We start from the raw sequence: 24,566 nt of genomic DNA, 5'->3' as shown, positions 1-24,566 counted from the left end.
ATGAAAAATTATATTTCAGGTATCTTAACTCTAAGTCTTCTTTTTAGCCTATCCTGCAAGAAAAAATCTGAAAATCCTGCAATTCAAACGGAAGAACCAAAAGATGAAATTATTTATTCAGAATTTAAAAGCGGAATTACTATACAGTCGGTGCTCTCCTACTCGTTCAACAATTCCGCCTGTGCCTACACTTACCCACTACCTTCCGATTCAACCACTACATATAATCTGGATGTAAACGGAGATCAGGTTGCAGATTACTTGTTGAAAGCGAGTCATAGTCTATATACCGGTAGCGAGTATTGTGGACACTGTCCAACTTACAATTACCTGGTTGTTATTTCTGCGCTAAATTCACAAAGTTCTTTAGCCGCGCAAAACACTAGTCCCGGAGCGAAAATTTTCAAAGAGTCAATCGTGATTGGCCAGGAAAATGTATGGGTAAATTCTATAGCTCTGCGTTTACAGCAATGCTCTGCAAGCTGGGATTTCAGTGCAGGGTACGTTGGGGTGAAAATTGGCAACAATTTCGGCTACATACGTATAAATCCATTATCTACCAATGGCATTCAAATACAGGAAGTAGGATTTAATAAAACAGCAAATCGTCCTATAACCTCTGGTCAAAAATAGGCCAAGGATCAGGGTTTCAAAATTAGCACAGAACTTTTCTCTGAAATTCTGAGGCTTTCCTCTTCTATTCCTCTTTTCCAGCTGTCGAGACTGATCAACATCAGATCCTGTTCATTTAAAAACTCTTCGTCAACAATCTTATCATCCTGAAGAGCTATTTGATTAGGAGCTTTTTGTTCAATAGAACGGATCGTTTCATAAAGTTCGGGAGTTTGACGAATTACTCCTACCACATCTAAGATACTTACCTGTGCCTGGCTGTTAACTATTAGTTTCTGTACATACACCAACAAAAAACTATCACTTATAGAATAAATAGGAACGTAAACACGCTCAACTTTATCTAATTTTTTATCTATCAAAATTCCAACCGGAACTTTAGAAGACTTTATGATGTATTTAATTTTTTCGTCAAAAAGTGCACTTTCAAAAAGCTTTTCTTTACCTGTTACAGTTTCAATAAACCTTGTAGGGTTTATGATCTTGGATGTAAAACCTGCAATTTCGCCTAATAAAGAACCTTCAAACACAGATTTACCAATACCGATTAAAAGAAGATCATAATTGCCTGCATTGGTAGTTTGAATAATTTCTCCTTCAATATCCGGTGAAGGCTTGAAAAAAACATGAATAGGCTGATTTAGTTTTTTTGCTTCGAGTTTCACTGGTCTGAAACTTTCCTTTTCATATTCCTGGAAATTAAATTGGTTTATCTCGGTGCTTGGCGTAAGATGCATCGTCGTAATATTGGAAGTCTCTATAGATTTTCTCACCAAACTGTTGGCGAGTTTTAAGAGGGACACTCCTTTTTGCGGACTACCAAAGGAAACGAGAATATTGTATTTTGAAGTTCTGATTCCTTCGTTTATAGTTGTTGCAACCTTTTCCTTAAAAAACCAATTAATCAATTCCAGGGCTGGAGCAGTCATTAATGTAGTTACCAGTGCCATAATTACCATCATAGCGAAAACCTGAGGATTAAGAACACCAAGATCGTAACCAATATTAAGAACTATCAGTTCCATAAGTCCGCGTGTATTCATCAAGGCTCCGATCATCAAACTTTCCTTCCAGCTTTGTCCCACAAATTTTGCGGCCAGCGCACTTCCTACAAACTTTCCTGTAACGGCAACAAGGATTATTAAACCGCATATTTGCCAAAGGTAAGGTTCGTTCAATAAACCTATTTGCGTTCGTAAACCGGTGAAAACAAAAAATAACGGAAGTAAGAGCACCAGAGAAACGTCTTCCACCTTTTCAATAAAAATATTACGGAAGCTTGTGGTAGCAGGCATAATAACACCCGCCATAAATGCTCCGAACAAAGCGTGAATACCAATTACTTCTGTAATGTAGGAAGATAATAAAAGTGTTATAAAAAACACCGCAACTACCGGTTTACTAAGACCTTCTTTGTTAGAGTATTTATCACCTACGTTTTTCAAAAATGGCCGCACCAGTTTAAGCATGATAAATACGTAAGCGAGTGCCATTGCAATAGTGTAAAGCGAGCTTATCACGGAGCCTGCTTTTACGATAGCAATAACGGCGGCCAGAATACACCAGGCGGTTATATCATCAGCCGCGGCACAGGTAATAACAATGGTTCCCAGTTTTGTTTTGGTTAATCCTTTCTCTTGCACAATGCGCGCGAGCACCGGGAAGGCGGTAATGCTCATGGCGATTCCGGTAAACAAAGCAAAGGATAAAAAATTAATGGTGGGCGGAGCAAATATTTGATAGATATAGTATGCTAACCCTAATCCTAATGTAAAAGGAAAAATAATACTGGCATGACTGATGATAACAGCATCTTTTGCTTTGTTTTTAAGCATTTTTAAATCGAGCTCCATTCCCACGATAAACATAAACAGGATAAGACCTATCTGGCTTAAAAACTGCAGATTACTAAGGGATTGTTTAGGAAAAAGAAAACCGGAAAATTCAGGGAAATAAGACCCGATAAAAGAAGGGCCAAGAAAAATTCCAGCTACGATTTCTCCGATTACGGTAGGCTGTTTTATTTTCTTACAAATAAATCCAAAGAACCTGGCCACAAGAATGATAGTAATAATTTGCAGAAGTAAAATGGCAAGCGGATGTGTTACATTGTAGTGATAAGTAGTTACCAATGTCTCCCAAACGTTGGAGCCGGATGCTTTGGTTTCCTGGAAAAAGCGTCCTGCTTCTTGTCCTTTGCCTTGAATAAGAATAAAATACATGATGGCCGAAAATCCACCAATGATGACGATGTAGAATAAAGTATTTTTAAAATTTTTCATTAAGGAGCCGTTGTATTAGAAAGTTTTGGTTTGCGAATAAAATAAAAGACAAATCCAGCAGAAGTGCGAATACCGGAATAATAATTTTGCTGTGGATCTGACATACAGAAGGCAGCAGCTTCAAAAAATAAACCTGCGTTTTGAAATGGAAAGGGAAATGCTTCTACACCAACCGGCACTACCAGCCCATGTCTGTTTTCAGCATGTATGTTCCATTCTGCTTTATAACCCAATCCCAAATGAAAACGCACTTTCTCGAGTTTCACAATTCTGCAAACGCCAGAAAGTTCAGTACTGAAAGACGAAGCTTTGTTTTTTTCACTGTAAATATTAGCCTTTGCAATGCGCGCGTCGATTACCCAACGCGTTTCTTTACCCGAACGAAAGCCAATTCCTGTTTCTGAACCTGTAGCGTAGAGTCCAACGCCTGCACCTGTTTGGGCAGACATAACTCCCGCTAGAAGGAGGGTCAGACTAAAAATAAAGAATTTCATAGCTATAGTTAGCAAAGGTAATTTGTAAATCGGGGTTATAGAAGGATACAAACGCGAATAAATCAAGAAATGTAATAAAGCAGGAGAAAAATGTAACAAGGCAGGTGCGCGTTGCTAGTTAAACAATTCACGCTTTTGATTGTTTACCAACAGACTTCGTAATTACTGGGTTTATTGTATGGAAAAAATTATTGTAGTGGCTGGTGCTACCGGTAACATAGGGACTAAAATCGTTGATGCTTTATTAGCTAATGCGCCTTTAGGATTAGAGATAAGGGCTCTGGTGAGAAAAACGAGCGATACACTAAAAATTTCAAGCCTTGAACAAAAAGGGATAAAAGTTTTTCAAATCAACATGCACGATAAAAACGAAATTGCTAAAGCGTGTCTTGGAGCAAGTTGCGTAGTTTCGGTACTTGCAGGATTAGAAGACACGGTAATTAAAGCACAAAAAGTTTTACTAGATGGCGCCTTGCTGGCCGGTGTACCGCGTTTTATTCCAAGCGATTTTTCTACTGATTTCACTCGTCTTAGTCCGGGTAAAAACCGCAATTTAGATTTGAGGCGAGAATTTCATACCTACCTGGATAAAGCACCCATAAAAGCGACTACAATTTTTAACGGGGCTTTCATGGATCTCCTGACAACCGATATGCCTTTAATCCTTTTTAAGAAAAAAAGAATTCTTAGCTGGGGAAACTCAACTATTAAGATGGATTTTACAACCACTTTAAACGTTGCTGAATATACTGCCAAAGTTGCTTTAGATGATGAAACACCACGTTATTTAAGAATAGCAGGTGACAGTGCAAGTACAGAAGACGTTAGAAAGATAATGACTGAACTAAGTACTTCGCCTTACAAATTATTCAGACCAGGCGGCATTTCACTTTTAAATGCGATTATTCACATCGCTAAACTTTTCGACCGTTCTAAAACAGAACTCTATCCCGCATGGCAAGGTATGCAATATATGAGGGACATGATGGAGGGCAAAGCTGTTCTCAATCACCACGATAATTTGCGCTACACTATGAGGTGGACGGGCATTAAAGACTATTTGATTTTACAAGGCGTAGAGAAAAGCCCGATAAGTTTGAGCAGTACACATAACGCTTCATAACAGGTTCGTTAACACATGCCTCTTACGGTTTTACGGAAACAATTTAGCGGCATCAACAAAAGTTAAGCATCAGGTACTCCCAATTGCCAGCATGAGTGAGGGCTCATTCTACCTGGAAGCTGTAAATTCTTCGCGTTTTCCGTACAAGATCATATCCCTAAAATATACTAATTCGTGAGCTATTATACATCTTCGTGTCGACTTATTCACCCTTGCTAACCTTCAGAACAGCAATATAGCTCCCTGAAGTTATTTGCATTAATAATTTTAGTTTCTGATCCTATTTATACTTTCGACCTTTTATGGATTTCATATTCCTCCTTCAATAAACGATAAATCACAGAGTCAAAAATTATACCATCACTTATATAATTTTGTTTTAAATAAGCTTCCCGCGTAAATCCATTTTTAAGTATGAGTGCTTGTGAAGCCACATTTTCCGGAGCTATGGAAGCTTCTACTCTGTTTAGATCCATAGTTGTAAATCCATAATCCAACATTGCGCATACAGCTTCGTGCATATAGCCCTTCTTTTTATAATCGTCTTTATTCAACATATAACCTAACTCTGCTCTGCGGTGAATGGCATACCAGTTATGAAAGCCACCTGCTCCTATCACGTCGTTACTTTCCTTTAAAATTAGTTTAAAATGTACAAGAGTTCTGTCGTAGGTTTTAAAACCCCCTTCTATTTTCATTTTTTCGCGTTCAAATTCCTCGTCGCTTAAAAGGCCCAATTTCTTTCTTACTTCTTCCTTAGAAAAAGTATCAAATACGTATTTAAGTCCCTCGGGTGTGAACTTTTTTAGTTGAAGACGCTCTGTATAAAGGCTTTCGAATTCCATGCGTTAAATAAATCAAATAAAGATATTACAAAACCTGAAAAAGGGCAATTAAAGCCTCAACTTCGTAATAAAATCATTTTTAAAATTATCGCTGAGTGTCAATACCTGATTATTAATAAGGCTAATATTAGTATGCGAATAAAATTTTACGGCCCGCATAGCGATAACATCCTTTTTATTAATGCGACAAAACTCTTTTGTCGGCAGAAAGGAAAGTAATTGGCCGAAAGAAATATTTTTAAGAACGAGTTCTTCACCTGTTTCCAGAATTGCCAGCTTATCCCTTTTGTCAGTAGAAGAATTTGTGACCTGGATGAGTTGACTAAAACTCAACAAGGCTTTACCCTTATTCGTGTTCAATTGAATAAATTGTTTTTCTTTTTCTTTTGGAGATTCATTTAGCTGGCTGACGATTTTCTGAATGGCTTTTTCAAGACGGACTTTCTCAATGGGTTTTCTGACATAATCAACAGCGTCTATGTCAAAGGCCTCGGCTGCATATTCCTTGTATGCAGATGTAAAAATTACAGGTTTGTTTTTTAAAATACGTGCAACCTCCAGTCCGCTAAGTCCTGGCATTTCAATATCAAGAATGCAGAAATCGAAGTCCAGATTTTTACTTTCTTCTACAAACTTTATTGGATCATTAAAAGCACGAACTACTTCCACTTCAGAAATTTGTTCACAGAGCATGCGCAGGTAGGTTAAACCCGGCAATTCATCATCCAATAGCAAGCATCTGAGCTTTGTGTTCAAGTAAATTAATCTTTAAATGAGAAATATAAATATCGTCTTCCGTAAACTGGTCGAGCGTGTAATTATCTTTGTAAATAATCGAGAGACGTTTTTCAAAACTTTTTTTACCAAATCCGCCTTTCGTTTTTTTCATTGCAGGACGGCTGCTCATTTTGTTTGAGACCGTTAACGAAAACACCTCGTCTTTTAATTCAAACACAATAGAAATAAAGGCACCGTCACTTTGAAGATCGGCATGTTTAAAAGCATTCTCAATTAGATCAATGGTTATCAATGGAGCAATAAGTTCTTGTTCGTACAGAGGATTTGTTTCACCAATTTTATTCTTAATTCTTAAATCAAAAAGAGGACTGACTTTTAAACGGTTGATTTCTATCAAACTCAGAGCAAATCCTATTTCTTCTTTTAGAGAGACAAAAGTACGGTCGCTTTCATATAAAATGAAATCGAGTACATTTGAAAGTTTATCTAAAGCATAATATGTTTGGTACGCATGTGATTGAATAGAGTTTAAAGTATTCTTAAAAAGATGCGGATTGAGTTTGTACTTGATACTATCAAGTTCCAGAGAATTTACTTTTAACTCCAGTTCGTTGTATTTATCTTCAATTACTTTTTTTTGTTTCCGTTCCTTTTTTAAACGCTGAGCATACCAAATAATAATACCGGCAGCGATCAGGAAAATACTGCAAATACTATACAGAGGATTTATGGAAATATTTAAGTTCTTGTCCAACTACTAAAGTCTAATTCTTTACTTTCTCAATTAATTTATTCAAAATATCAATGGCGCTCTTGCTAATAACGGTACCCGGACCAAAAATAAAATCTACACCGGCTTTGAATAAGAATTCATAATCCTGCTGAGGAATGACGCCACCGGCAACTACCATAATATCTTCACGTCCGAACTTTTTAAGTTCTGCAATTACTTGTGGCACTAAAGTTTTATGGCCTGCTGCTAAACTAGAAACTCCCAAAATATGCACATCATTTTCTACTGCTTGTTTTGCAGCTTCAAATGGTGTTTGAAATAATGGACCAATATCCACGTCAAAACCCATATCGGCAAAGCTCGTTGCTATTACCTTGGCACCGCGATCATGTCCATCTTGTCCCATCTTGGCAACCATAATACGTGGACGTCTGCCATCGAGTTCAGAAAACTGATCGGCTAAGTCTTTCGCTTTTGAAAAATCTTTATCCATTTTAATTTCTTTGCTGTAGACTCCGGCAATAGAGCGGATTTGTGCTTTGTATCTTCCAAATTCTTTTTCGAGTGCCGAAGAAATTTCACCAAGTGTACATCTTAGTTCTGCTGCAATTACTGCTAATTCCAGTAAATTTCCTTTACCGGTTTTTGCAGCCTCTGTCAAGGCATTCAATGCAGCTTCTGCTTTAGAAGTATCACGTTCAGCTTTTAATTTTTTCAGACGCTCAATTTGCTGTGTTCTTACTTTCGTATTGTCCACATCAAGAATATCCATTTGCGTGGTATCATTTACCTGGAAGCGATTTACTCCCACAATAATATCTTTTCCACCGTCGATACGTGCTTGTTTACGTGCCGCTGCCTCTTCAATTCGCATCTTTGGTACACCGGTTTCAATGGCCCTGGCCATGCCGCCAAGTTTCTCCACTTCTTCAATTAAAGTCCACGCTTTATGCGCCAGTTCATGCGTCAGTTTTTCAACATGATAACTTCCGCCCCAGGGATCAACCACTTTTGTGATATTGGTTTCGTTTTGTAAGATCAACTGCGTATTACGTGCTATACGCGCGCTAAAATCTGTAGGCAACGCAATTGCCTCATCTAAGGCGTTGGTATGCAAACTCTGCGTATGTCCCATGGCAGCAGCCATAGCCTCCACAGCTGTGCGGGTAACATTATTAAAAGGATCCTGCTCTGTAAGACTCCAGCCACTGGTTTGACAGTGTGTTCTTAAAGCCAGTGACTTTGCGTTTTTAGGATTAAATTGTTTTACGATCTTGGCCCATAACATACGCGCGGCGCGCATCTTGGCAATCTCCATAAAGTGATTCATGCCAATAGCCCAGAAAAAGGATAAGCGTGGAGCAAATGTATCTATGTCTAAACCAGAATTTACTCCTGTTCTTAAATACTCTAAACCATCTGCTAAAGTATAGGCTAGCTCAATATCTGCGGTGGCTCCGGCCTCTTGCATGTGATAACCACTTATAGAGATGGAGTTAAACTTCGGCATATTTTTAGAGGTGTATTCAAAAATATCTGCGATAATTTTCATACTGGGCGCAGGGGGATAGATGTATGTATTCCGCACCATAAATTCTTTTAGAATATCATTTTGTATTGTGCCGGTTAGTTTGTCCATACTTACACCCTGCTCTTTCGCGGCTACAATGTAAAACGCCAATATGGGTAAAACTGCACCGTTCATAGTCATCGAAACACTCATCTCATCGAGAGGAATCTGGTCGAATAGTATCTTCATGTCCAAAATGCTATCAATGGCAACGCCGGCTTTCCCGACATCTCCTTCTACCCGCTCGTTATCACTGTCGTAACCCCGGTGCGTAGCCAAGTCAAAGGCCACTGACAATCCTTTTTGTCCGGCAGCTAAGTTTCTTCTGTAAAAAGCATTGCTATCCTCTGCGGTGCTGAATCCCGCGTACTGACGAATGGTCCAGGGATTCTTCACATACATACTGGTATAGGGTCCGCGTAAAAAAGGAGGTAAACCTGCCGTATAATTTATGTGTTCGAGATCTTTTACGTCTGAAGACTGGTAGTTCGTAGCGATATCAATCTGTTCAGCGGTTGTATAGTGTTCTGTAACACTATTATTTGTTTCTCCTTTTGGAGTATAATGAAGGTTTTCTAAAGATCTACGCATTGGTTTTGTCAAAAAAGTTTTCCAATTCAAATTTTAAAACTGGGTTATTCAGGTCTAATTTTTTCAGGGCTTTCAGATCAGAAGCACTTATTTCTATTTTCTCTTTTTCATTCTTAAATTTATTCACCCCAATAGAAATTTGTTTCTGCCCCCTTACCAGTTCTTCTTTCTGCATTGCCTGAACCTTTATTTCCTGAGAGAAGATATTTTTTTCAAGACATTTAAAATAGCCTCCTTCTTTTTCGAAACGTTTAAAAGTTGCTAAGGCTTTTTCTGCCAAAGCATCCGTAATACTTTCAATATAAAAAGATCCGCAGGCCGTATCGGCCATTTTATCAAAATAACTTTCCTCGCGCAAAACCAGTTGTTGATTAACGGACATGCGTTCAGCCAAGGATTTATTTGCAGGAAAAAGAACATCAAAATCAGTGACTAATAATTCGTCGCAACCACCTGAAATGGCGGCCATAGACTCAACGGTTGTGCGCAATAAATTATTATAACTATCTGAAATGGATTTATTGGTAAGTGTGGTTTCTACGATTAAATAAAGGTCGTTTTTCAGCTCATATTCTTTTTTCAGAAGAGTCCAAAGACGCCTGATAGCTCTCAACTTAGCCATCTGAATAAAATAATCGGAACTCACACCTGTTTTAACGACAAATTTACAAGCGGGAAGACTTTCCTTTTTCGCGATAAAGAATTCTATGTATTCGGTTAGTTGCGATAAAACAATCGCTATCTCGTAATACGCCAGGCAATTCTGGTTATGGTACGAAAGAGCGTTGACGCTTAATGTTTTTATTCCTTCGTAATTATAGAATTCTCTGCTTCCATTAAACCAGGCTTCCATGTCGGATGATGTTTTTAAATCTTCCGGAAAAAGTGAACACTGCAGCGCACTAACATCGTAGTGATTTTCAAGATATAGTTTTAGCGATTCGAGAGCATTTGAATTGACAAAAAAAGTGGATTGAATATAATTTAACTGAATATCTTTTAAAGCAACTTCCAGATCCAGTCCGTTAAGATTTAAAGAGATGGCTGTTGCGCCTGCATTAAGTTGCAGGAGCAATTGTTCATTTACTTTTTTGGAATCTTTTAATTTTGGAAAAACACAAATTTCCCAGGCAGCGTGTGTAAAAACCGGTTCATAGCTTTGTTTTAAATCCTCCGCTGTGTAGAACGGTTGAATGTCAAATCCATTATCGTTTTGCCACACAAGATTTTCGTAAGTATCGCCTTTAAGATCTTTAAGAAGCTGAACTTTCCACTCTGCGGCGGTAGTTGGTTTAAAATCGCTAAATAGTTTCTGCATAAGGGCTTCAATTATACGGCCAAGTTACGCAAAAAACCCAATTTGAGAGCCCTGTTAAATGGCCTGCTGCTTTAAAAAAGCTATAAAACGACTGTTGAAACGAAGGAAACTTAAAAAATCAGACTGGCTTCTTTTTTAATGTAGTCCAATGCGATTTCGCTTGGTAGTTTTTTTCCGAGATTGGAGGCGATATTAATAACCATCATGGCCAGTTCGTTACTGCTACTATCATGCGGTACTTTTGTGGAAGAAATATTAACCAGTTTTATAACTTCTTCTTTTGCGTTCTTAACAAGCTCCCAGGCTCCTGCGCCAACATAAATTTGCTGCGATAAATTATGTTCGTATTCGCTTTTAACCGCTTTAATCAATTCAAGATGGAGCTGTTGAGCTGTCATCCCATTTTTATTTACACGCACTACAAGTGAACTTGGATTGATACGCTCTAAAAAAAGAACAATGCGTTCGTAAGCTTGTAAACGTAAGGGCGTAATCGTAGCCTGGTTATGCTTTTTCATTTCACTATCTCTTCTCTTCTGATCGTTGTCTAAAAAGCTTTTGATGATAAAATAGGCCGCTGCAAAAACGAGTCCTGCAGGTAAAATAATTTTAAGAATGTCGATGAAATATTCCATAATAAGTAATAGGTAGGCTCTAATATCGGTATTATTACTATATTTTTATACGATTCAAAAAAAAACCGAGAAATTTTAAGGAAAATTTAGTTCAGTTTTATAAAGAGCTGCGATTGAATTGCTGTGCGACAGAAAATGAATAGATAAAAATAAATGGGTAAAAAAACTTCATCATTAGTAGAATGCTATTGCCATAACGCCATTCCTCTTAAGTTAGTATTAAAGTGTTATCTTTTAAATGCAATGTAATCGGTAACCAGGGGTGACAGGCCGGAGTTTTTAAAATCAGTGGCAATCTGACCCCGGTGATAAGTAGAATGATTAATCACGTGAAATAAAATATCTTTTACACTATTTTTATAAGATTTTCCAACAGAATTAACGTAGGAAATAACTTGTGTAAAATCTGTATTAGAAATAACAGCCAATGATCTGTTATAGTTTGAAAGATCTATGTCTTTAAGATATCCCAGTGAGTGAACATGCCAGGGACTCAACGGCTCTTCCTGCTCATCGATGCGACTAATCCAAACCTGGTGAGCATTTAAAATATGATTGATCCACTGAACCGATTTCTCCGACGCTTTGTCAGAATGTTCGTTAAAAGCGATTAGAAGTTTTTGATTCACCTGGTGATTGTAGTCAAACAATTCTTTGTAAAATTCTTTCATAAGGTTCAAAATAAAGTCCACATAAAATTAGAAATTATTCTGAAAGTCCACCCGTCGTTGGTCTTAATTTAACTGAGACAGGAGACTTTCCAGTTCTTCTTTAGTAAGGTCACGCCATTCGCCTGGTTTTAATTTACCAAGCAAAATATTCATTACCCTTACTCTTTGAAGTTTTAATACCTGGTAATCGTAAGCATTGCACATGCGACGAATCTGTCTATTCATTCCCTGAGTCAATACTATTCTGAAAATTCTTTTTGCATTGGGCTCCAGACTCACAGTGCATGGTTTTGTTTTTTCGCCTTGTATTTCTATACCTTCTGCTATTTCTTTCAGGAACTGAGTACGAACCGGTAAATTTAACGTGACGATGTATTCTTTTTCATGTCCGTGCGCTGCATTGGCAATTTTATCGATCATCTCACCCTGGTTGGTTAATAAGATGAGCCCTTCTGAGTCCTTATCCAGTCTACCCACCGGGTACACCTTTTCCGTGTGATTTATGGCATCTACAATATTTCCCTGGATCTTTTCCGTGGTGCAAACAATTCCTTTCGGTTTATTATACACGATGTAAGTAGGTGTAAACGTTCTTGGCTTTAATTCTTCGCCATCTATTACTATCACATCACCTTCTTTAAATTTTGTACTAAAATTCGCTACTTTGCCATTTACAAGCACGCGTTTTTCTTCTATCAGATCACAAGCTTTGCGACGCGAGGTATAGCCATAATAGGCGATATATTTGTCAATTTTCATCTTTCAAAGTTATTATTAAGTTTGTCTCTTCTTAAACTAATTTCACATTAATCGCTAACTATTAGAAAAAAAAGAGTTTATTTTTACTAAATTAAAACCACTTTATTTTTTACCCGAATAAAACGTGGAGTTATAAAGAATTTTATGAACGCTAAAGAACACTACGAAAATCACCTCGCGAAGATATACTCCTGGATGGCAGGCGATTTTGAAACGCGCCAGAAAGAATTTTCTGATTTTCTGAAAGAGCAACATATTTTTCCGGCAAGCACAAAAGTAGCGATTGATCTGGGTGCGGGAGACGGCGCTCAGAGTGCAGCGCTGGCCAACGCAGGTTATAAAGTTTGGGCTGTGGACTCAAGTACTACCCTACTCGAAGAATTAAAAACAAATTGCGGAGGGTTAGAGATTACGCCTGTTGAGCAGGACATGCGCCTTGTTACAAAACACGAAGATCTTAATCCCGAAGTGTTGGTTTGCTGGGGCGACACTTTAACCCACCTTGAAAATGAAAGCGACATCGAACGCTTTATTGATTATTCCTGCGATATATTAAAAGCCGGGGGGAAATTTATCTTATCCTTTCGTGATTATTCTGAAAAACGTGTTGGCAACGAACGCTTTATTCCTGTAAAAAGCGATACTACACGCATTATGACTTGTTTTTTAGACTATTCACCCACGCATGTTGTTGTTAGTGATCTGATCTATGAATTCGATGGAAGCACCTGGCATCAAAAAGTGAGTTCTTATAATAAATTCAGGATCAGCGCTGAGGATGTAAAAGAAATGCTCGAAAATAACAACATGACTATTTTACACGCAAACGAAAAAGATGGTTTTGTAACGTTTGTCGCTACGAAATAAGGCGTTTAAAACTCCAGTCTATAACTCAGCAATGGCAAAAGCGGTGTTTGATACCAGTATTTTATTGCTCCTGTATTTGCATCGAAATATTGGCCTCCCACATTCTTGCGGTTCGTAGCATTCTGAAGATCTAAAGCCACAGTGCTTGTAACGTGTTTGTAATTTCGCTTAACACTGATACGTACGTCTAACCTGTAATAAGCCGGATTTTGATCCGCAAAGGTTCTAGCATCATTTAATTTTTGTTCGCCCGCAGCCACAGATGCAGGAAGGTCTATTGGCGTGTAACGAAAGCCTCCTACGTAAATAGACTTAATATTAAATCCAATGATCCGGCTTTTGTGTTTTGCCGATAAAGTCCATTCCTTTCCCGCAGTAAAACTCAGGGCATAGTTCGTATTAAAACGTGTATTGTACCAGTTTCCGTTAGGGGCTCTGTATTTTGAATCGTAAAGTGAAGCCGACAGTAAATAATAAAGGTTACGATGCAGAAAGCGCTCATAAGTAAGCTCAGCGCCGTAGTTACGACCGAGCCCCTTATTCGTAAGCGCTTCAGTATTGTACCCTTCGGTAACGTTTAGAATAGAATATGTACTGGTTTGATCTTTGATAATCGGAACATCAAAAAGGTGCTGGTAGTATACTTCTGTTTTTACATGAGAAAATTCATTGAGCACGTGATCGTAGCCCAAAACAAGATGATGTGCCTTGCTGAGTTCAAGATTTTTATTGGGTTGTAGTGTAGCATTGTCGGAGCTTGTCTTCTCTGCAAAATATACGCCGATTGGCTGTAATTGACTGTGAAGACCATAACCCAGGGTAAACACATTTTTTTGCGTAAGGGCATATTTCAAAGAGGCCCGTGGCTCTACCGAATTCGAATTATTTAAAAATAGTTGAAAATAATGGAGTCCAACATTGGTGGTTAATTTAGAAGTAAGCCTGTAATTCCATTGAAAAAAAAGCTGAGCGGTTTGTGTATTTCCTTTCACACGAATCTTTTCAAGAAGCACAGTAGTATCGGTCATGTCTTTTTGGTTTAAATTATATCCCAGGCGATTGAGAATAAACCCTGCACGTATATTACTTTTCGGACTTAGCTTCTGGGTATATACTGTAGACAGGGTAACTTTTGTCTGATCATACTTCTGCTCATAGTCCTTTATAAAGTTCTCATAGTTGTTAAGCATTTTCAGCTGGGAATACCCATTTTGACTTCCGGATAAAACCATTGCCGTTTTCAGGTAAGATTGATTTCCGAAAAGTTTTGTATGAGTTAGTCCCACTGCGCCGGTATTGCTATAAAACTTCGAATCGTAGCGATTAAAGTCATCTTCTTTCCAAAGTGTAGAATCTTTTTTTGCGTAACTTATTTGGTCGCTCAGGCCGCCAAAACCGAAGAGTCCAAACGTTCCAATTTTTTTTGTGGGAAGCGAAATATTAAATGAAAGATCCTGAAAATTTGTGATCGCATCTCCCAGGGGCACGCCGATCTTACCAAGTACAGATAAGGTGGAGTAACGGTAATTGATAAGGTAAGAACCTCCATAACCTTTTTTGAACGGGCCTTCTGCTGCAAGGTCAAGTCCAAGAACACCCAGCTGCACGGTATATTCTCTTTTTTGATTATTGCCTTTGCGAAGTTTGAGGTCAAAAACGCCTGACAGTGCATTACCGTACTCCGCTGCAAAAGCGCCCGTTGAAAAATCTGAATTGGTTAAAAGTTGCGAACTTATAATGGAAATACCTCCACCTGATGTACCAACATTGGCGAAATGGTTGGGATTGGGAATCTCCACGCCTTCCATGCGCCATAACAAACCGTTGGGTGAATTTCCGCGGACAGAAATGATATTATTACCATCTCCGGTAGATACAACACCTGCAAAAGCCAGGGCCATACGCGCCGGATCATTCGCCGCTGCCGCGAATTTTTGAGTTTCTTCTACAGAAAACGCCCTTGTGCTTACAGTAGACATATCATTAAGCGGTTTATTTTTTTCAACCTTTGCCGTGATCTCCACTTCTTCCATTTTTGTAACTTCCTCTTCCATTCCGGCAGTAAAAACAAGTTCCTTTCCTGCATTTACCGAAAGATTATTCATAATGATTTCTTTGTAACCTATGAATGTGATCTTTACGCTCTGTTTGCCCACCGGAACATTTGACAGAGAAAATTCTCCATTGGCATTAGTGGTAGCCACACTAAGAGGATCGGAATTCAACACCTGCACCACTGCGCCTGGAATAGGCGTCTGAGAGATTTTGTCCACTACGGTTCCCCGCACAGTTTGCGTAATGGTTTGTGCCTTGGCTGGAGTGTTGCTAATTATAAATAGAAAAACTATTATGAGCCTGGTATAAATAAGTTTCATAGGATTTTAGTTTAGGTAAAAAAAAACGGTACGTGAGGACATGCCTCACCCTGGGTACTATCTATGTGGTAAAACAAGAGAGTACCGGGGAATAAGGATTTAAGATGTAAGATTAATTAAGATGAATTACTTTTCCTGAGCCGCTAATGCTTTTGCTAAGGCGGGGATTTCCCTTATAACTAACGCTTCCACTTCCTGAAATGCTGATATCGAGATTTTCAGTAACATTCACCTTCATGTCGCCCGAACCGCTTATTTCCAACTCTGCATTTTCGGCAACTAAGCCCAAAGCATCCACACTTCCCAACCCACTAATCTCACAATTTTCACTTTTCACTGCACCATCAGCAATCTTTACACTGCCACTGCCACTGATGTTAATATTCAAATTTTGTGCTGTTAATTTTGGAAAATAGACTTCACCTAAACCGCTGATCTTTATCTTCATATCTGCAGCAATGATTTCGTTTTGAAAATTCATGTCCCCACTTCCGCTAAGTGCGATTTCTTTTAATTTGGGTGCGTGAATGGTAATTTTAACCGTATTGTGATCCCAAACATTTCTCCTGTAGTCAAAAAACAATATGCCATTTTTTACTTCCGTTTTTAAAACGGCAAGTATGTTTGGTTGCGCAGATATTTCAACTTTATAAATAGAATCCTGGGTGTAATAAATATCAGCGTCGATAGAATGATCAATTTGATCAAAGCCTGTTGCCGACCTTGTTTCTGTTACATTTTCGCCTTTTCCTTTAATACCCCATGGACCACCTTTGCGACAAGCTGAAAAAACAGAAGCTGTAATTGCAAGAATTAAAATAAGTTTAGATGTTTTATAAGATTTCATTTTTTTGTTTTTATATAGTTAGGACACTCAATTCTTTTTTTACCCCTATTGCGAATTAATTATAAGAGAAAATAATATTCATATTTTTATTCAATTTGAATTTTACTTTAAAATCCCACTTCAGAATTCCATCCAGATAGGAATTTTTAGTCTTCTTTTGCAATCCGCTAATAAAACCTGCATCCAAATTACCACTCCTAAAGATAAGCGAAGAAGATTGCTGCTCCAAACTCTTTTGACGGATCAGCGAAAGACGTCCGAGTTTAATGTCGAAAGAAACTGCTTTTTTATGTTCAAGCGTAGCTGCTCCTGGAATGCCCGCATGTGCTTGTAGATTGACTACAACTAAAACAAGCACCGCTAGTATTTTTAAATTCTTCATGGCTCTGGATTTATTTATTTGTTTATTTCCTGATCTTCTGACAATTCGTTTACTGCTACCCTTGACAGTATTCTTATAACCAGGGCTACTATCAGAAATAAAATAAATTTTGTCATTTTGTGGATTTGTAATAAAGACAAACTGGAAAGGTTAAACCCCTACTCTTTTAAACTATTCTTTTTATCTTTTTAAAATAAAAAAATGGCTAGAGAATTAATCTCTAACCATTTTACCTTTGATTTAGGTTTGTATTAGAAAAAACGCAAAGCGACTCTTCCACCAACCCATCCTTTCACATTAAAATCATCTGAAGTCGTGCGGTTAAACATGTGGTAAGCTGGTATATTTTTTTTCGTATCGTAGTCAGATAACAAAGCATCACTCATGTAAAGATTAAATGTTGGCCCTGCTGCTACAGAAATTTTCTTCGCTATTTTATACTCTACACCACAGTAAAGTCTAATCAATTCGCTGGTTCCCCAATAGAATCCTCCGGTACTCACGTGGTGGGCTGTAGCGTTTATCTCCCCTTTTAATTTTTCTTTTATTTTAAAGGATGTTCCTGCGCCGTAACCAAAATGCCAGAGATCATCTTTCGAACCTGGTTTAAATCCTGCTGTAAAAATATTGTAGAACGCATCTGTTCCGGCTCTGTAGGAAAGATTGGCATAAAATAATTCGTCACCTGAAATTTCAACTTGATGTTTGCCATGTTTGATGATGTTTAAAAAGCCAATAGCAGCTCCATCTACGGAATCGGCTACATTTACAAATCCAACCTGAACACCTTTCACTTTTTTGGCAACGTTTACCATACCAATTTGCGCACCATCTAAAGTTCCGAGTGCGACATTTGTTCCCACAGCAATCTGTGCACCTTTGAAGTCACCAAGAATGACATTGGTCCATGAAGCTAACTGCACACCTTTGCCACCTTTACGGTTTATGTTTACACCCGCCGAAAATTGTCCACCGTGTAGTTCGCCGAGACCAAAATTGCATAATCCGGCGAAGCCCGCGCCTTTCAAATCTTTACCGCAGTAATTAAAATAAGAAGAGAATTGAGCGCCATGAACATTTCCCAGCACTACATTAGCGAAACCAGCAAACTGTGCTCCTTCCATATCCTTTAAAGTAACATTAGCCAGTGTTCCTGCTTCAAAGCCTTTTACACCTCTTGATACTCCTGCTAAAATATTGATAGAAACGTGGTTGCTAACTTTATAACAGTCTAACCCGTTAGTACCAATAGGACTCACGAAAGTCAAAGAGAAGGCTCTTTCTTTATACTCTTTAGATCTGGTAGATGTTGTATCTTGTTTTTGACTTTTTGCCGATCCGATGGCTATCGAATCTTGTTGTGCATTTATTGCAGATCCTGCAAGTAATAGCGCCAGTGTGATGGAGTTTAAATTTTGCATTTTTTCTTTGTTGTGCTCTTAAGACAACGCAGATAAAAAATACCCCTATTTAACTTTTCATTATTCTTTCTGATTACGATCGTACGCAGATTTCACAAATAGCGCTGGCCTGTATACTCAAAATTAAGCGCTAAGTAGCAATTGCGCTGATCGGTGTTTGATTGCTGCAATGATCAGAAATAACTTTTTGCGGCGAAAGTTCTCTGCTTGTTAATCTGCGTTATCTGTGAAACCAGGGTCCTGCCTCTAAAGCCGGCAGGTTTACCTAAAGAAATCTCAGCGCAATCTTAGCGCCCAGCCATCCCTTCAGATTAAAGTCGTAGGAATTGGTGGTGCTGAACAAATAAGAGGGCATAATAGTTTCATAAACCGAATAATCCGGCAACAATTGATCACTCATAAAAAGATTAAATGTTGGCCCCGCTGCTACAGAAAATTTCTTTCTGAATTTATACTCAATTCCGCAATAAGCGCGGTAAAGATCATTAGTTCCATAGTAAAAGCCTCCCTTGCTAATGTGATGCATCGTTAAAGTAACATCTCCTCGTAACTTGTTTTTTATACGAAAAGAACTTCCAACACCATACCCAAGTTGCGAAAGGCTTTTTGTATTCGGCGACCAGAATCCAATACTGAAAATATTATAGAAAGCCGGAACCCCTGTTCTGAAAGAAACATTTCCAAGAAATAATTCGTCGCTGCTTAATTCTAATTGATGTACTCCCTTTTTTACGAAGCTAAAAAAACCAATAGGAACGCCACTGGCAGAGTCGGCAAAATTAACTGGTGCAATTTGAATGCCTTTTACGTAACAAGCAGTATTGAAAAGTCCGGCCACTTGCACATAAGATGTACCTGTGCGTTGATTATTGAATAAAAAACCAGCCTGAACTGCTTTTACGGCATGTTCGGTGACGTTAAATAAACCGCCCAGCGAAACACCATTTAAAGTATCGCTTACATTTCCTAAAAAGGAAACCTGCACCCCTTTAACATAGTTGCTGATATTCATGAGTGCTGCGATACTAACGCCTTCGGCTTTGCGATTATTTAAATTTAAAAGCGTGGCAGCCTGCACACCTTTAAAATCACGGTTGTTAATGTTTAGAAGTCCAGCTCCCTGAAATCCGGTCATATAATTTCCTGTAATATTAAACAGGGCAGCAAGCTGGGTGCCCTTCATACTGTCACCTACAATATTAAAAATGGTGGCCACCTGGCATCCAACCACATTTTCTCTGTCAATATTAAATAGTCCGCCAACCTCAAACCCTTTTGTACCCTTTGAGAAACCTCCTAAAATATTAAACGAAAGTTTATTCTCTACCGATCCCGACAAACGGTGATTGGTTCCAATAAAAGGAAGAAGAGACACCTGGATAGGCCTGGTAATGGTATCACGAATATTGATTGTATTTATAAATCCTGTAAACTTTTTGTAGATATTGCTTGTGTAAAGTCCAAGTTCTTTAAGCCTGTCTCTTCGTACTATAGAATCCTGGATTCTTTGTTCTTCTGTAACAGGTGCTATGCTGATGTTATTTATCTTATTGTCTTTTACATCCGTTAAAGAGAGAATTGTATCCTGGTAATTTTCTTTATTGATGCTGATCTTTTCGTTGGTTGCAGGAACGCTGATGGAATAAAACCCATATTGGTCGGTGGTTACAGACTGCAAACTTTCTTTATCGTAAATGGTTACGTTTGCTACCTTTTTTTCTGTTTTTTTATCGATGACGTAGCCGCTGATCTCCGTTTTGTTCTGATTTTTCTCAGCCGGTTTTTCTTTTAAAATAATGTAGTTATTTTTCGATTTATAAATAATTGTTTTTGGAAGCATCATCGCTAAAGCTTCGCGCACTGTTTTGTGTTTTATCTGCAAAGAGAGCGGCCGAATTCCGCTTATGATACTTGGATTGTAAGAGAAAATTAACCCGGTTTGTTCCTGAATTTTAAAGAGCACATCGCTAAAGCGTTCGTTAGATACAGTAAGATTTATTTCTCTTTCCAATGGCGGTATAACAGCCATCAGGCCATTTACACAAAGCAAAAGCAGGGAGATTAAAACAAATTTTTTCATGCATTATTCAACGCAAGGCTTACCCTTGAGTATTATTTTTCCACCAGATCGTTCTACTTCAAAGTCAAGTGTCTCAGCAATAATGTCAACAATACCATCCACGCTTAAATCTGTGAACCTGGTTGTGAGGCGACAATTACCTAAACGTTCGTCGCTCAAAACAATGTTGCTATCATAAATAGCATTCAACTGATTTACAACATCACGCATCAGACTTCCTTTAAACTGAAAAGCCTTTGATTTATAACTCACAGTATTTTCTGAAGGCTTAGGAGTTACTTTTGAAAATTCTTTTGAAGTTTTATTATACAAAGCTTTTTCACCTTTTACTAAATTTAATCCTTCATTAGAAGTGGTATAAAAATGTACTTCTCCTTCTTCTACTAAAACTTCAACCACATTACTTCCCGGCAAAGCCTTTACGTTAAAGGCCGTTCCAATGTCTTTAATAATAATGTCGTCTATAGTAATTTCAAAAGGCAAGTCTTCGTTGTGAACTACTTCAAAATAAGCTTCGCCCTTTAATTTAACCTCGCGCACTTTCTTTTTATCATTTACTATGTAGGCGAGTTCCGAATTTTTATTCAGAGTTACTTTTGTGCCATCAGGAAGTCCTTGACTTTTTATGTGTTTTTCAGCAGCAAAAATAGCAGGAACCGGTGCCGGACTATTAAAATAATAATTGACAAGAAGTGCTAATGTAGCAATAAGCATAATGGATGCAGCGATTCTAAAGACAGGGCGCTGGAATAAAGGAATTATTTTATGCGGTGCATATTTATCCTCCGAAGAAATTCTCGTGTCGAGTTTTTCCCAGGCCTTAAGCGTATCTACTTTATGCTCTACCTTGAAACTTTCAATTTGCGTGAATAACTTTTTGGTTTCGTCAAAATAAAGCGCGTTTTCTTTAGCTTCATTCATCCAGCCTTCGAGCACATCGATCTCTGCCCTGCTTGCTTCACCGGCAAGGACTTTAGCGATCAAATCGTCTATATGTTCTGAATTTGCGTTCATCTTAATTAATAAAGAATAACCAGGTTACAAGCGGTAAATAATCTTTCAGGTGTCCTCTTAATATTTTCAAAGCCTTACCCATGTGGTTCTCTACAGTTTTTACGGAAATATCCAGGTGTTCGGCAATTTCAGAATATTTTAAATTCTCGAAACGGCTGAGTTTAAAAACAATTCCGCATTGCTCTGGTAAAGAAGAAATAGCCTCATGAATTTGTTTACCAAGTTCTTTTGATTCCAGAACCTTTGCGCTGTCGTCAAATCCGCCACCCATACTGCTTTTATAATCGGCAGCATAAACTGCTTTTACTTTTCCGTGTTTTATTTTATTCAGGCAATCATTATGCACAGCACGGTATACATAAGATTTAAAAGAAGAGCTTATTTGCAAAGCCTCCCTCTTATTCCAGATATTAAAAAAAGTATTTTGTACCACTTCTTCTGCTTCGTCTATGTCTTTTAGCATGGAACAGGCATAGTTGCAGAGGGACTGATAATAAGTATTGAACATCTGTTCAAACGCTTTCTTATCGCCCTGGCTGATCTGCTGCCAATACTGCTGTTCATTTACTTGCTTTTCCACCGGAATTTCTCCGCAAATATAAGCTTTCAATTAAATAATCATACTTCATAGAACATAGCTAAGACAACCTGATAACAGAATACCCCTAGTATTAAGGAGATTTATTTATTTTCCTTCCAAATCAAACTATAATATCTGGAAATCAGCTAATTAGTTTAACAGTTCTAAACACTATTTTTAACTATTTTGCGTTAAAGACTCAAACCCGCCTCATGAAAAAGCTCTTGCTGTTATTTCTTATTTCTATTTCCGCAAATTTCTATGCCCAGAATTTTTATAATGGAAGTTTCGAAAACAACGCTCTAAATACTTGTTCTACTACCCTTTATAATCATCAGTTCAACAACAACATGCCTCATGTTGTTGCCTTTGGAAATAATTATAACGGCCCTAGCATTCCACTGGGAAAATCGAGCATTCAGGATAGCGGTTGTTCTGTAGTTCCGCAACATGGCAAATGGTGCGTGGGTTTAAGAGCAGGGTTTCAACCATTAGCCGATGCCATCGCTATCGAATTAGATGCCCAGCTTGATTCCGGCACAACTTATTATGTTTCGTTCTATTGTTATGGAAATAAATCTTTTCAAAATTTTGATTGCGATCTCGCCATAGGTATGTCGCCTTACAATTTTTTATTTGGTACTCCTATTCATACCGTTACTGCAAATTATTTAAGCTGGAAAAATTCAAGTTTTAGTTTTATGGCAATTGATACTTCGCAGTTTATTACTGTAAAACCTGTATACGGCTATAATTCATGGATTCAGGTAGATAATTTTGTAATCTCTAAAAACCCTATCCTGCTGGGAGTGGATAATTACGCTCTAAATGATCTTTTCGAGGTTTATCCTAATCCCGCTCAGGAAACACTGAACATTCAGTTCAAAACTTCTAAAGCACAAACCGAACTTAGAATTTACAACAGTATGGGACTCACTGTTTTAAATGAGACTATCGGGGCGTCTGAAAATACAAAACTCGATATTTCGTCTTTGCCGCCTGGTTACTACACATTACGGCTGTTGGATAACAACAGATGGCTCTCTAAAAAAATCATTATAACAAAATAATATGCCCAAAAATGAGCTATTTCAAAGTAGTTGTTTTGTTCTCGGTTTTTTCGCTGACGGTTCAAGCGCAATCGTTTTACAATGGAAGTTTCGAAAACCATAGTCTTACTGCCTGCACCAGTAATCAATCAGATCAACTGTTTAACACAAAAATGCCACATGTAAAAGCGTTCGGCAAAACCAATACAGGCAACCCCGCTTATCTCGGTGAGACTGACATTCTCGACACCCTCTGCTTTACTCCACAACAAGGAGGATGGTGCCTGGGTATTGCATCAAACACCGGAACAACTTCTGACGCAGTTGCAATCGAACTCAACTCACCGCTCGCACCAGGTATCACCTATTATCTATCTTTTTATGTTTACGGAAATTCAAATTTTCAAAACTTAATATCCGGTGTAAAAGTCGGTGAATCGCTTACAGACTCTACCTTTGGCACACAGATAAACCTGGCTATTCCCAACTATAATACCTGGTCGCAAATTAATTTTTCGTTCACGGCTTCGCAGGCATCAGAATACATTACTGTAAAAACTGTTCCCGGTTATTCTTCCTGGAACCTGATAGATAATTTCGAAATCGCGCGATCACCAATACCACTAACAACAGGTGTTGAGGAGCTAAAAAACGAAAACTCTTTTTTATTTTACCCTAACCCTGTGGTTACTAATTTAACGCTTCAATTTGCAAACGCCCCTCAGTTCTGTGAGGCACAAATTTATAATGAGCTCGGACAATTGGCTTTTCTAAAAAAAGACATCAATTCTCAAGTGACTATACTTGACCTTAGTTCTTTGCCCCGTGGTTTTTATACACTCCGCATGTCTGACGGTATTTGGTGCGTTTGCAGAAAACTTGTTATTGCAAGGTGAGATACCTGTCAATGCAAACCTTCAATTTAATAACCACTGGATCCTTAGTTTAGAGGCTATCGAAATTTGCATCCCGGCGCAAATGATAGTGTTTTAATAAAAAAATTCCCACCAAAATTTCACAAATAATTTTGCTGCGGCAAAAATAGTCCCGAAATTTCAGAAACAAATATGAATAACATAATGAACGTTTCTTCAACATCACCTGCTTCCTCTTCCGACTGCGAAATTATAACAACCAGAATTATTGATGCTCATCAGGAACTTGTTTATAAAGCATGGACTGATCCAGAACATTTAAAAAACTGGTGGGGACCAAAAGGGTTTACGAACAGCTTTCATAAATTTGATCTGGAAATCGGCGGCAGATGGGTCTTCACGATGCATGGTCCCGATAAAAGAGACTACAATAACGAAGTAGAGTTTATTCAGATTGTTGCTCCCGAATTACTCATCTGGAAACGTCATACCAAACCCTACTTCCAGGTGGTAACAACCTTTAGCGAAAGGCCGGGACATAAAACAGAGCTTACCTTTAAAATGATATTTGATGATCCACAAACCTGCAAGAGTCTGAAACCTGTGGTAGTTCCATCTAATGAAGAAAATTTTGACAGGCTGGAAGAAGAATTATTGAAAATGAAAGAAGAAATTTAAGTCCTG

The 24,566-nt window shown here is 38.1% G+C and carries 23 protein-coding genes; 6 read left to right on the top strand and 17 right to left on the bottom strand.

Going from position 1 to position 24,566, the window contains the following annotated elements:
- Positions 1-633: a hypothetical protein gene (locus CNR22_17315; protein PBQ33461.1), complete on the top strand. Its 633-nt coding sequence runs from the start codon at positions 1-3 to the stop codon at positions 631-633.
- 8 nt (positions 634-641) lie between these two features.
- Here the strand turns inward: CNR22_17315 and CNR22_17310 are convergent, their stop codons facing one another.
- Positions 642-2,915, bottom strand: a complete 2,274-nt coding sequence (locus tag CNR22_17310; protein ID PBQ33460.1) for a cation/H(+) antiporter — start codon at positions 2,913-2,915, stop codon at positions 642-644.
- Entirely contained in the window at positions 2,915-3,409 is a 495-nt protein-coding gene (locus CNR22_17305) for a hypothetical protein (protein ID PBQ33459.1), read from the bottom strand. The genes CNR22_17310 and CNR22_17305 overlap by 1 nt, the downstream gene beginning before the upstream one ends.
- A 178-nt stretch (positions 3,410-3,587) precedes the next feature.
- Here CNR22_17305 and CNR22_17300 point away from each other — a divergent pair, with 178 nt between their 5' ends.
- A complete protein-coding gene (locus CNR22_17300; protein ID PBQ33458.1) occupies positions 3,588-4,532 on the top strand; it encodes an NmrA family protein in 945 nt (314 codons plus the stop codon).
- Between the two features lie 284 nt (positions 4,533-4,816).
- On the opposite strand, the gene CNR22_17295 is transcribed toward CNR22_17300, so the two are convergent.
- The 8 genes from CNR22_17295 to CNR22_17260 form a co-directional block, all read right to left on the bottom strand.
- Entirely contained in the window at positions 4,817-5,377 is a 561-nt protein-coding gene (locus tag CNR22_17295) for an N-acetyltransferase (protein ID PBQ33457.1), read from the bottom strand.
- Between the two features lie 48 nt (positions 5,378-5,425).
- Positions 5,426-6,133, bottom strand: coding sequence for a two-component system response regulator (locus CNR22_17290; GenBank protein ID PBQ33456.1), 708 nt, complete (start codon positions 6,131-6,133; stop codon positions 5,426-5,428).
- Positions 6,099-6,851: a histidine kinase gene (locus CNR22_17285; protein PBQ34938.1), complete on the bottom strand. Its 753-nt coding sequence runs from the start codon at positions 6,849-6,851 to the stop codon at positions 6,099-6,101. The genes CNR22_17290 and CNR22_17285 overlap by 35 nt, the downstream gene beginning before the upstream one ends.
- Positions 6,852-6,879: 28 nt before the next feature.
- Positions 6,880-9,009, bottom strand: coding sequence for a methylmalonyl-CoA mutase (locus tag CNR22_17280; GenBank protein PBQ33455.1), 2,130 nt, complete (start codon positions 9,007-9,009; stop codon positions 6,880-6,882).
- Positions 9,002-10,327, bottom strand: coding sequence for a hypothetical protein (locus tag CNR22_17275; protein PBQ33454.1), 1,326 nt, complete (start codon positions 10,325-10,327; stop codon positions 9,002-9,004). Before CNR22_17275 ends, CNR22_17280 begins: the two co-directional genes overlap by 8 nt.
- 110 nt (positions 10,328-10,437) lie before the next feature.
- Complete coding sequence (locus CNR22_17270) at positions 10,438-10,962, bottom strand: hypothetical protein (GenBank protein PBQ33453.1); 525 nt, start codon at positions 10,960-10,962, stop codon at positions 10,438-10,440.
- Between the two features lie 227 nt (positions 10,963-11,189).
- Entirely contained in the window at positions 11,190-11,633 is a 444-nt protein-coding gene (locus tag CNR22_17265) for a damage-inducible protein DinB (protein ID PBQ33452.1), read from the bottom strand.
- A gap of 63 nt (positions 11,634-11,696) precedes the next feature.
- On the bottom strand, positions 11,697-12,392 hold the full coding sequence (locus tag CNR22_17260; GenBank protein PBQ33451.1) for a 23S rRNA pseudouridine synthase F: 696 nt from the start codon (positions 12,390-12,392) through the stop codon (positions 11,697-11,699).
- Positions 12,393-12,536: 144 nt separating this feature from the next.
- On the opposite strand from CNR22_17260, the gene CNR22_17255 reads away from it, so the two are divergent.
- On the top strand, positions 12,537-13,259 hold the full coding sequence (locus tag CNR22_17255) for an SAM-dependent methyltransferase (GenBank protein ID PBQ33450.1): 723 nt from the start codon (positions 12,537-12,539) through the stop codon (positions 13,257-13,259).
- 5 nt (positions 13,260-13,264) lie between these two features.
- Here CNR22_17255 and CNR22_17250 read toward each other — a convergent pair whose 3' ends face one another.
- From CNR22_17250 to CNR22_17220, 7 genes are all read right to left on the bottom strand, one after another.
- Positions 13,265-15,634 carry a TonB-dependent receptor gene (locus CNR22_17250; protein PBQ33449.1) on the bottom strand — a complete coding sequence of 790 codons (2,370 nt, stop codon included), beginning with the start codon at positions 15,632-15,634 and terminating at the stop codon, positions 13,265-13,267.
- Between the two features lie 112 nt (positions 15,635-15,746).
- Positions 15,747-16,481: a hypothetical protein gene (locus CNR22_17245; GenBank protein ID PBQ33448.1), complete on the bottom strand. Its 735-nt coding sequence runs from the start codon at positions 16,479-16,481 to the stop codon at positions 15,747-15,749.
- 55 nt (positions 16,482-16,536) lie between these two features.
- Positions 16,537-16,839 carry a hypothetical protein gene (locus CNR22_17240; GenBank protein PBQ33447.1) on the bottom strand — a complete coding sequence of 101 codons (303 nt, stop codon included), beginning with the start codon at positions 16,837-16,839 and terminating at the stop codon, positions 16,537-16,539.
- Between the two features lie 275 nt (positions 16,840-17,114).
- Positions 17,115-18,284: a hypothetical protein gene (locus tag CNR22_17235; GenBank protein ID PBQ33446.1), complete on the bottom strand. Its 1,170-nt coding sequence runs from the start codon at positions 18,282-18,284 to the stop codon at positions 17,115-17,117.
- A 265-nt stretch (positions 18,285-18,549) separates the two neighbouring features.
- Entirely contained in the window at positions 18,550-20,364 is a 1,815-nt protein-coding gene (locus CNR22_17230; protein ID PBQ33445.1) for a hypothetical protein, read from the bottom strand.
- Between the two features lie 3 nt (positions 20,365-20,367).
- Positions 20,368-21,378, bottom strand: coding sequence for a hypothetical protein (locus CNR22_17225; protein PBQ33444.1), 1,011 nt, complete (start codon positions 21,376-21,378; stop codon positions 20,368-20,370).
- 1 nt (position 21,379) lies between these two features.
- On the bottom strand, positions 21,380-21,886 hold the full coding sequence (locus CNR22_17220; GenBank protein ID PBQ34937.1) for an RNA polymerase sigma-70 factor: 507 nt from the start codon (positions 21,884-21,886) through the stop codon (positions 21,380-21,382).
- A 284-nt stretch (positions 21,887-22,170) separates the two neighbouring features.
- On the opposite strand from CNR22_17220, the gene CNR22_17215 reads away from it, so the two are divergent.
- The 3 genes from CNR22_17215 to CNR22_17205 all read left to right on the top strand — a co-directional run bounded on the left by CNR22_17215 (position 22,171) and on the right by CNR22_17205 (position 24,560).
- Positions 22,171-23,028, top strand: coding sequence for a hypothetical protein (locus CNR22_17215; GenBank protein PBQ33443.1), 858 nt, complete (start codon positions 22,171-22,173; stop codon positions 23,026-23,028).
- An 11-nt stretch (positions 23,029-23,039) separates the two neighbouring features.
- Positions 23,040-23,903: a hypothetical protein gene (locus tag CNR22_17210; GenBank protein ID PBQ33442.1), complete on the top strand. Its 864-nt coding sequence runs from the start codon at positions 23,040-23,042 to the stop codon at positions 23,901-23,903.
- Positions 23,904-24,086: 183 nt separating this feature from the next.
- On the top strand, positions 24,087-24,560 hold the full coding sequence (locus CNR22_17205; GenBank protein PBQ33441.1) for an ATPase: 474 nt from the start codon (positions 24,087-24,089) through the stop codon (positions 24,558-24,560).
- Positions 24,561-24,566 lie beyond the last annotated feature (6 nt).

The organism is Sphingobacteriaceae bacterium, assembly GCA_002319075.1.
Classification (GTDB): Bacteria; Bacteroidota; Bacteroidia; order B-17B0; family Aurantibacillaceae; genus Aurantibacillus.
Note: the sequence above shows the minus strand (reverse complement) of the source record. Positions and strands in the feature narration are given on the sequence as shown.

What these genes read in the sequence shown, in the direction of transcription:
- CNR22_17230 (PBQ33445.1), bottom strand. Translation starts at nt 20,364, where the DNA reads ATGAAAAAATTTGTTTTAATCTCCCTGCTTTTGCTTTGTGTAAATGGC.
- CNR22_17315 (PBQ33461.1), top strand. Translation starts at nt 1, where the DNA reads ATGAAAAATTATATTTCAGGTATCTTAACTCTAAGTCTTCTTTTTAGC.
- CNR22_17275 (PBQ33454.1), bottom strand. Translation starts at nt 10,327, where the DNA reads ATGCAGAAACTATTTAGCGATTTTAAACCAACTACCGCCGCAGAGTGG.
- CNR22_17265 (PBQ33452.1), bottom strand. Translation starts at nt 11,633, where the DNA reads ATGAAAGAATTTTACAAAGAATTGTTTGACTACAATCACCAGGTGAAT.
- CNR22_17255 (PBQ33450.1), top strand. Translation starts at nt 12,537, where the DNA reads ATGAACGCTAAAGAACACTACGAAAATCACCTCGCGAAGATATACTCC.
- CNR22_17295 (PBQ33457.1), bottom strand. Translation starts at nt 5,377, where the DNA reads ATGGAATTCGAAAGCCTTTATACAGAGCGTCTTCAACTAAAAAAGTTC.
- CNR22_17225 (PBQ33444.1), bottom strand. Translation starts at nt 21,378, where the DNA reads ATGAACGCAAATTCAGAACATATAGACGATTTGATCGCTAAAGTCCTT.
- CNR22_17245 (PBQ33448.1), bottom strand. Translation starts at nt 16,481, where the DNA reads ATGAAATCTTATAAAACATCTAAACTTATTTTAATTCTTGCAATTACA.
- CNR22_17300 (PBQ33458.1), top strand. Translation starts at nt 3,588, where the DNA reads ATGGAAAAAATTATTGTAGTGGCTGGTGCTACCGGTAACATAGGGACT.
- CNR22_17280 (PBQ33455.1), bottom strand. Translation starts at nt 9,009, where the DNA reads ATGCGTAGATCTTTAGAAAACCTTCATTATACTCCAAAAGGAGAAACA.
- CNR22_17205 (PBQ33441.1), top strand. Translation starts at nt 24,087, where the DNA reads ATGAACGTTTCTTCAACATCACCTGCTTCCTCTTCCGACTGCGAAATT.
- CNR22_17210 (PBQ33442.1), top strand. Translation starts at nt 23,040, where the DNA reads ATGAGCTATTTCAAAGTAGTTGTTTTGTTCTCGGTTTTTTCGCTGACG.
- CNR22_17270 (PBQ33453.1), bottom strand. Translation starts at nt 10,962, where the DNA reads ATGGAATATTTCATCGACATTCTTAAAATTATTTTACCTGCAGGACTC.
- CNR22_17235 (PBQ33446.1), bottom strand. Translation starts at nt 18,284, where the DNA reads ATGCAAAATTTAAACTCCATCACACTGGCGCTATTACTTGCAGGATCT.
- CNR22_17220 (PBQ34937.1), bottom strand. Translation starts at nt 21,886, where the DNA reads ATGTTCAATACTTATTATCAGTCCCTCTGCAACTATGCCTGTTCCATG.
- CNR22_17260 (PBQ33451.1), bottom strand. Translation starts at nt 12,392, where the DNA reads ATGAAAATTGACAAATATATCGCCTATTATGGCTATACCTCGCGTCGC.
- CNR22_17250 (PBQ33449.1), bottom strand. Translation starts at nt 15,634, where the DNA reads ATGAAACTTATTTATACCAGGCTCATAATAGTTTTTCTATTTATAATT.
- CNR22_17310 (PBQ33460.1), bottom strand. Translation starts at nt 2,915, where the DNA reads ATGAAAAATTTTAAAAATACTTTATTCTACATCGTCATCATTGGTGGA.
- CNR22_17305 (PBQ33459.1), bottom strand. Translation starts at nt 3,409, where the DNA reads ATGAAATTCTTTATTTTTAGTCTGACCCTCCTTCTAGCGGGAGTTATG.
- CNR22_17215 (PBQ33443.1), top strand. Translation starts at nt 22,171, where the DNA reads ATGAAAAAGCTCTTGCTGTTATTTCTTATTTCTATTTCCGCAAATTTC.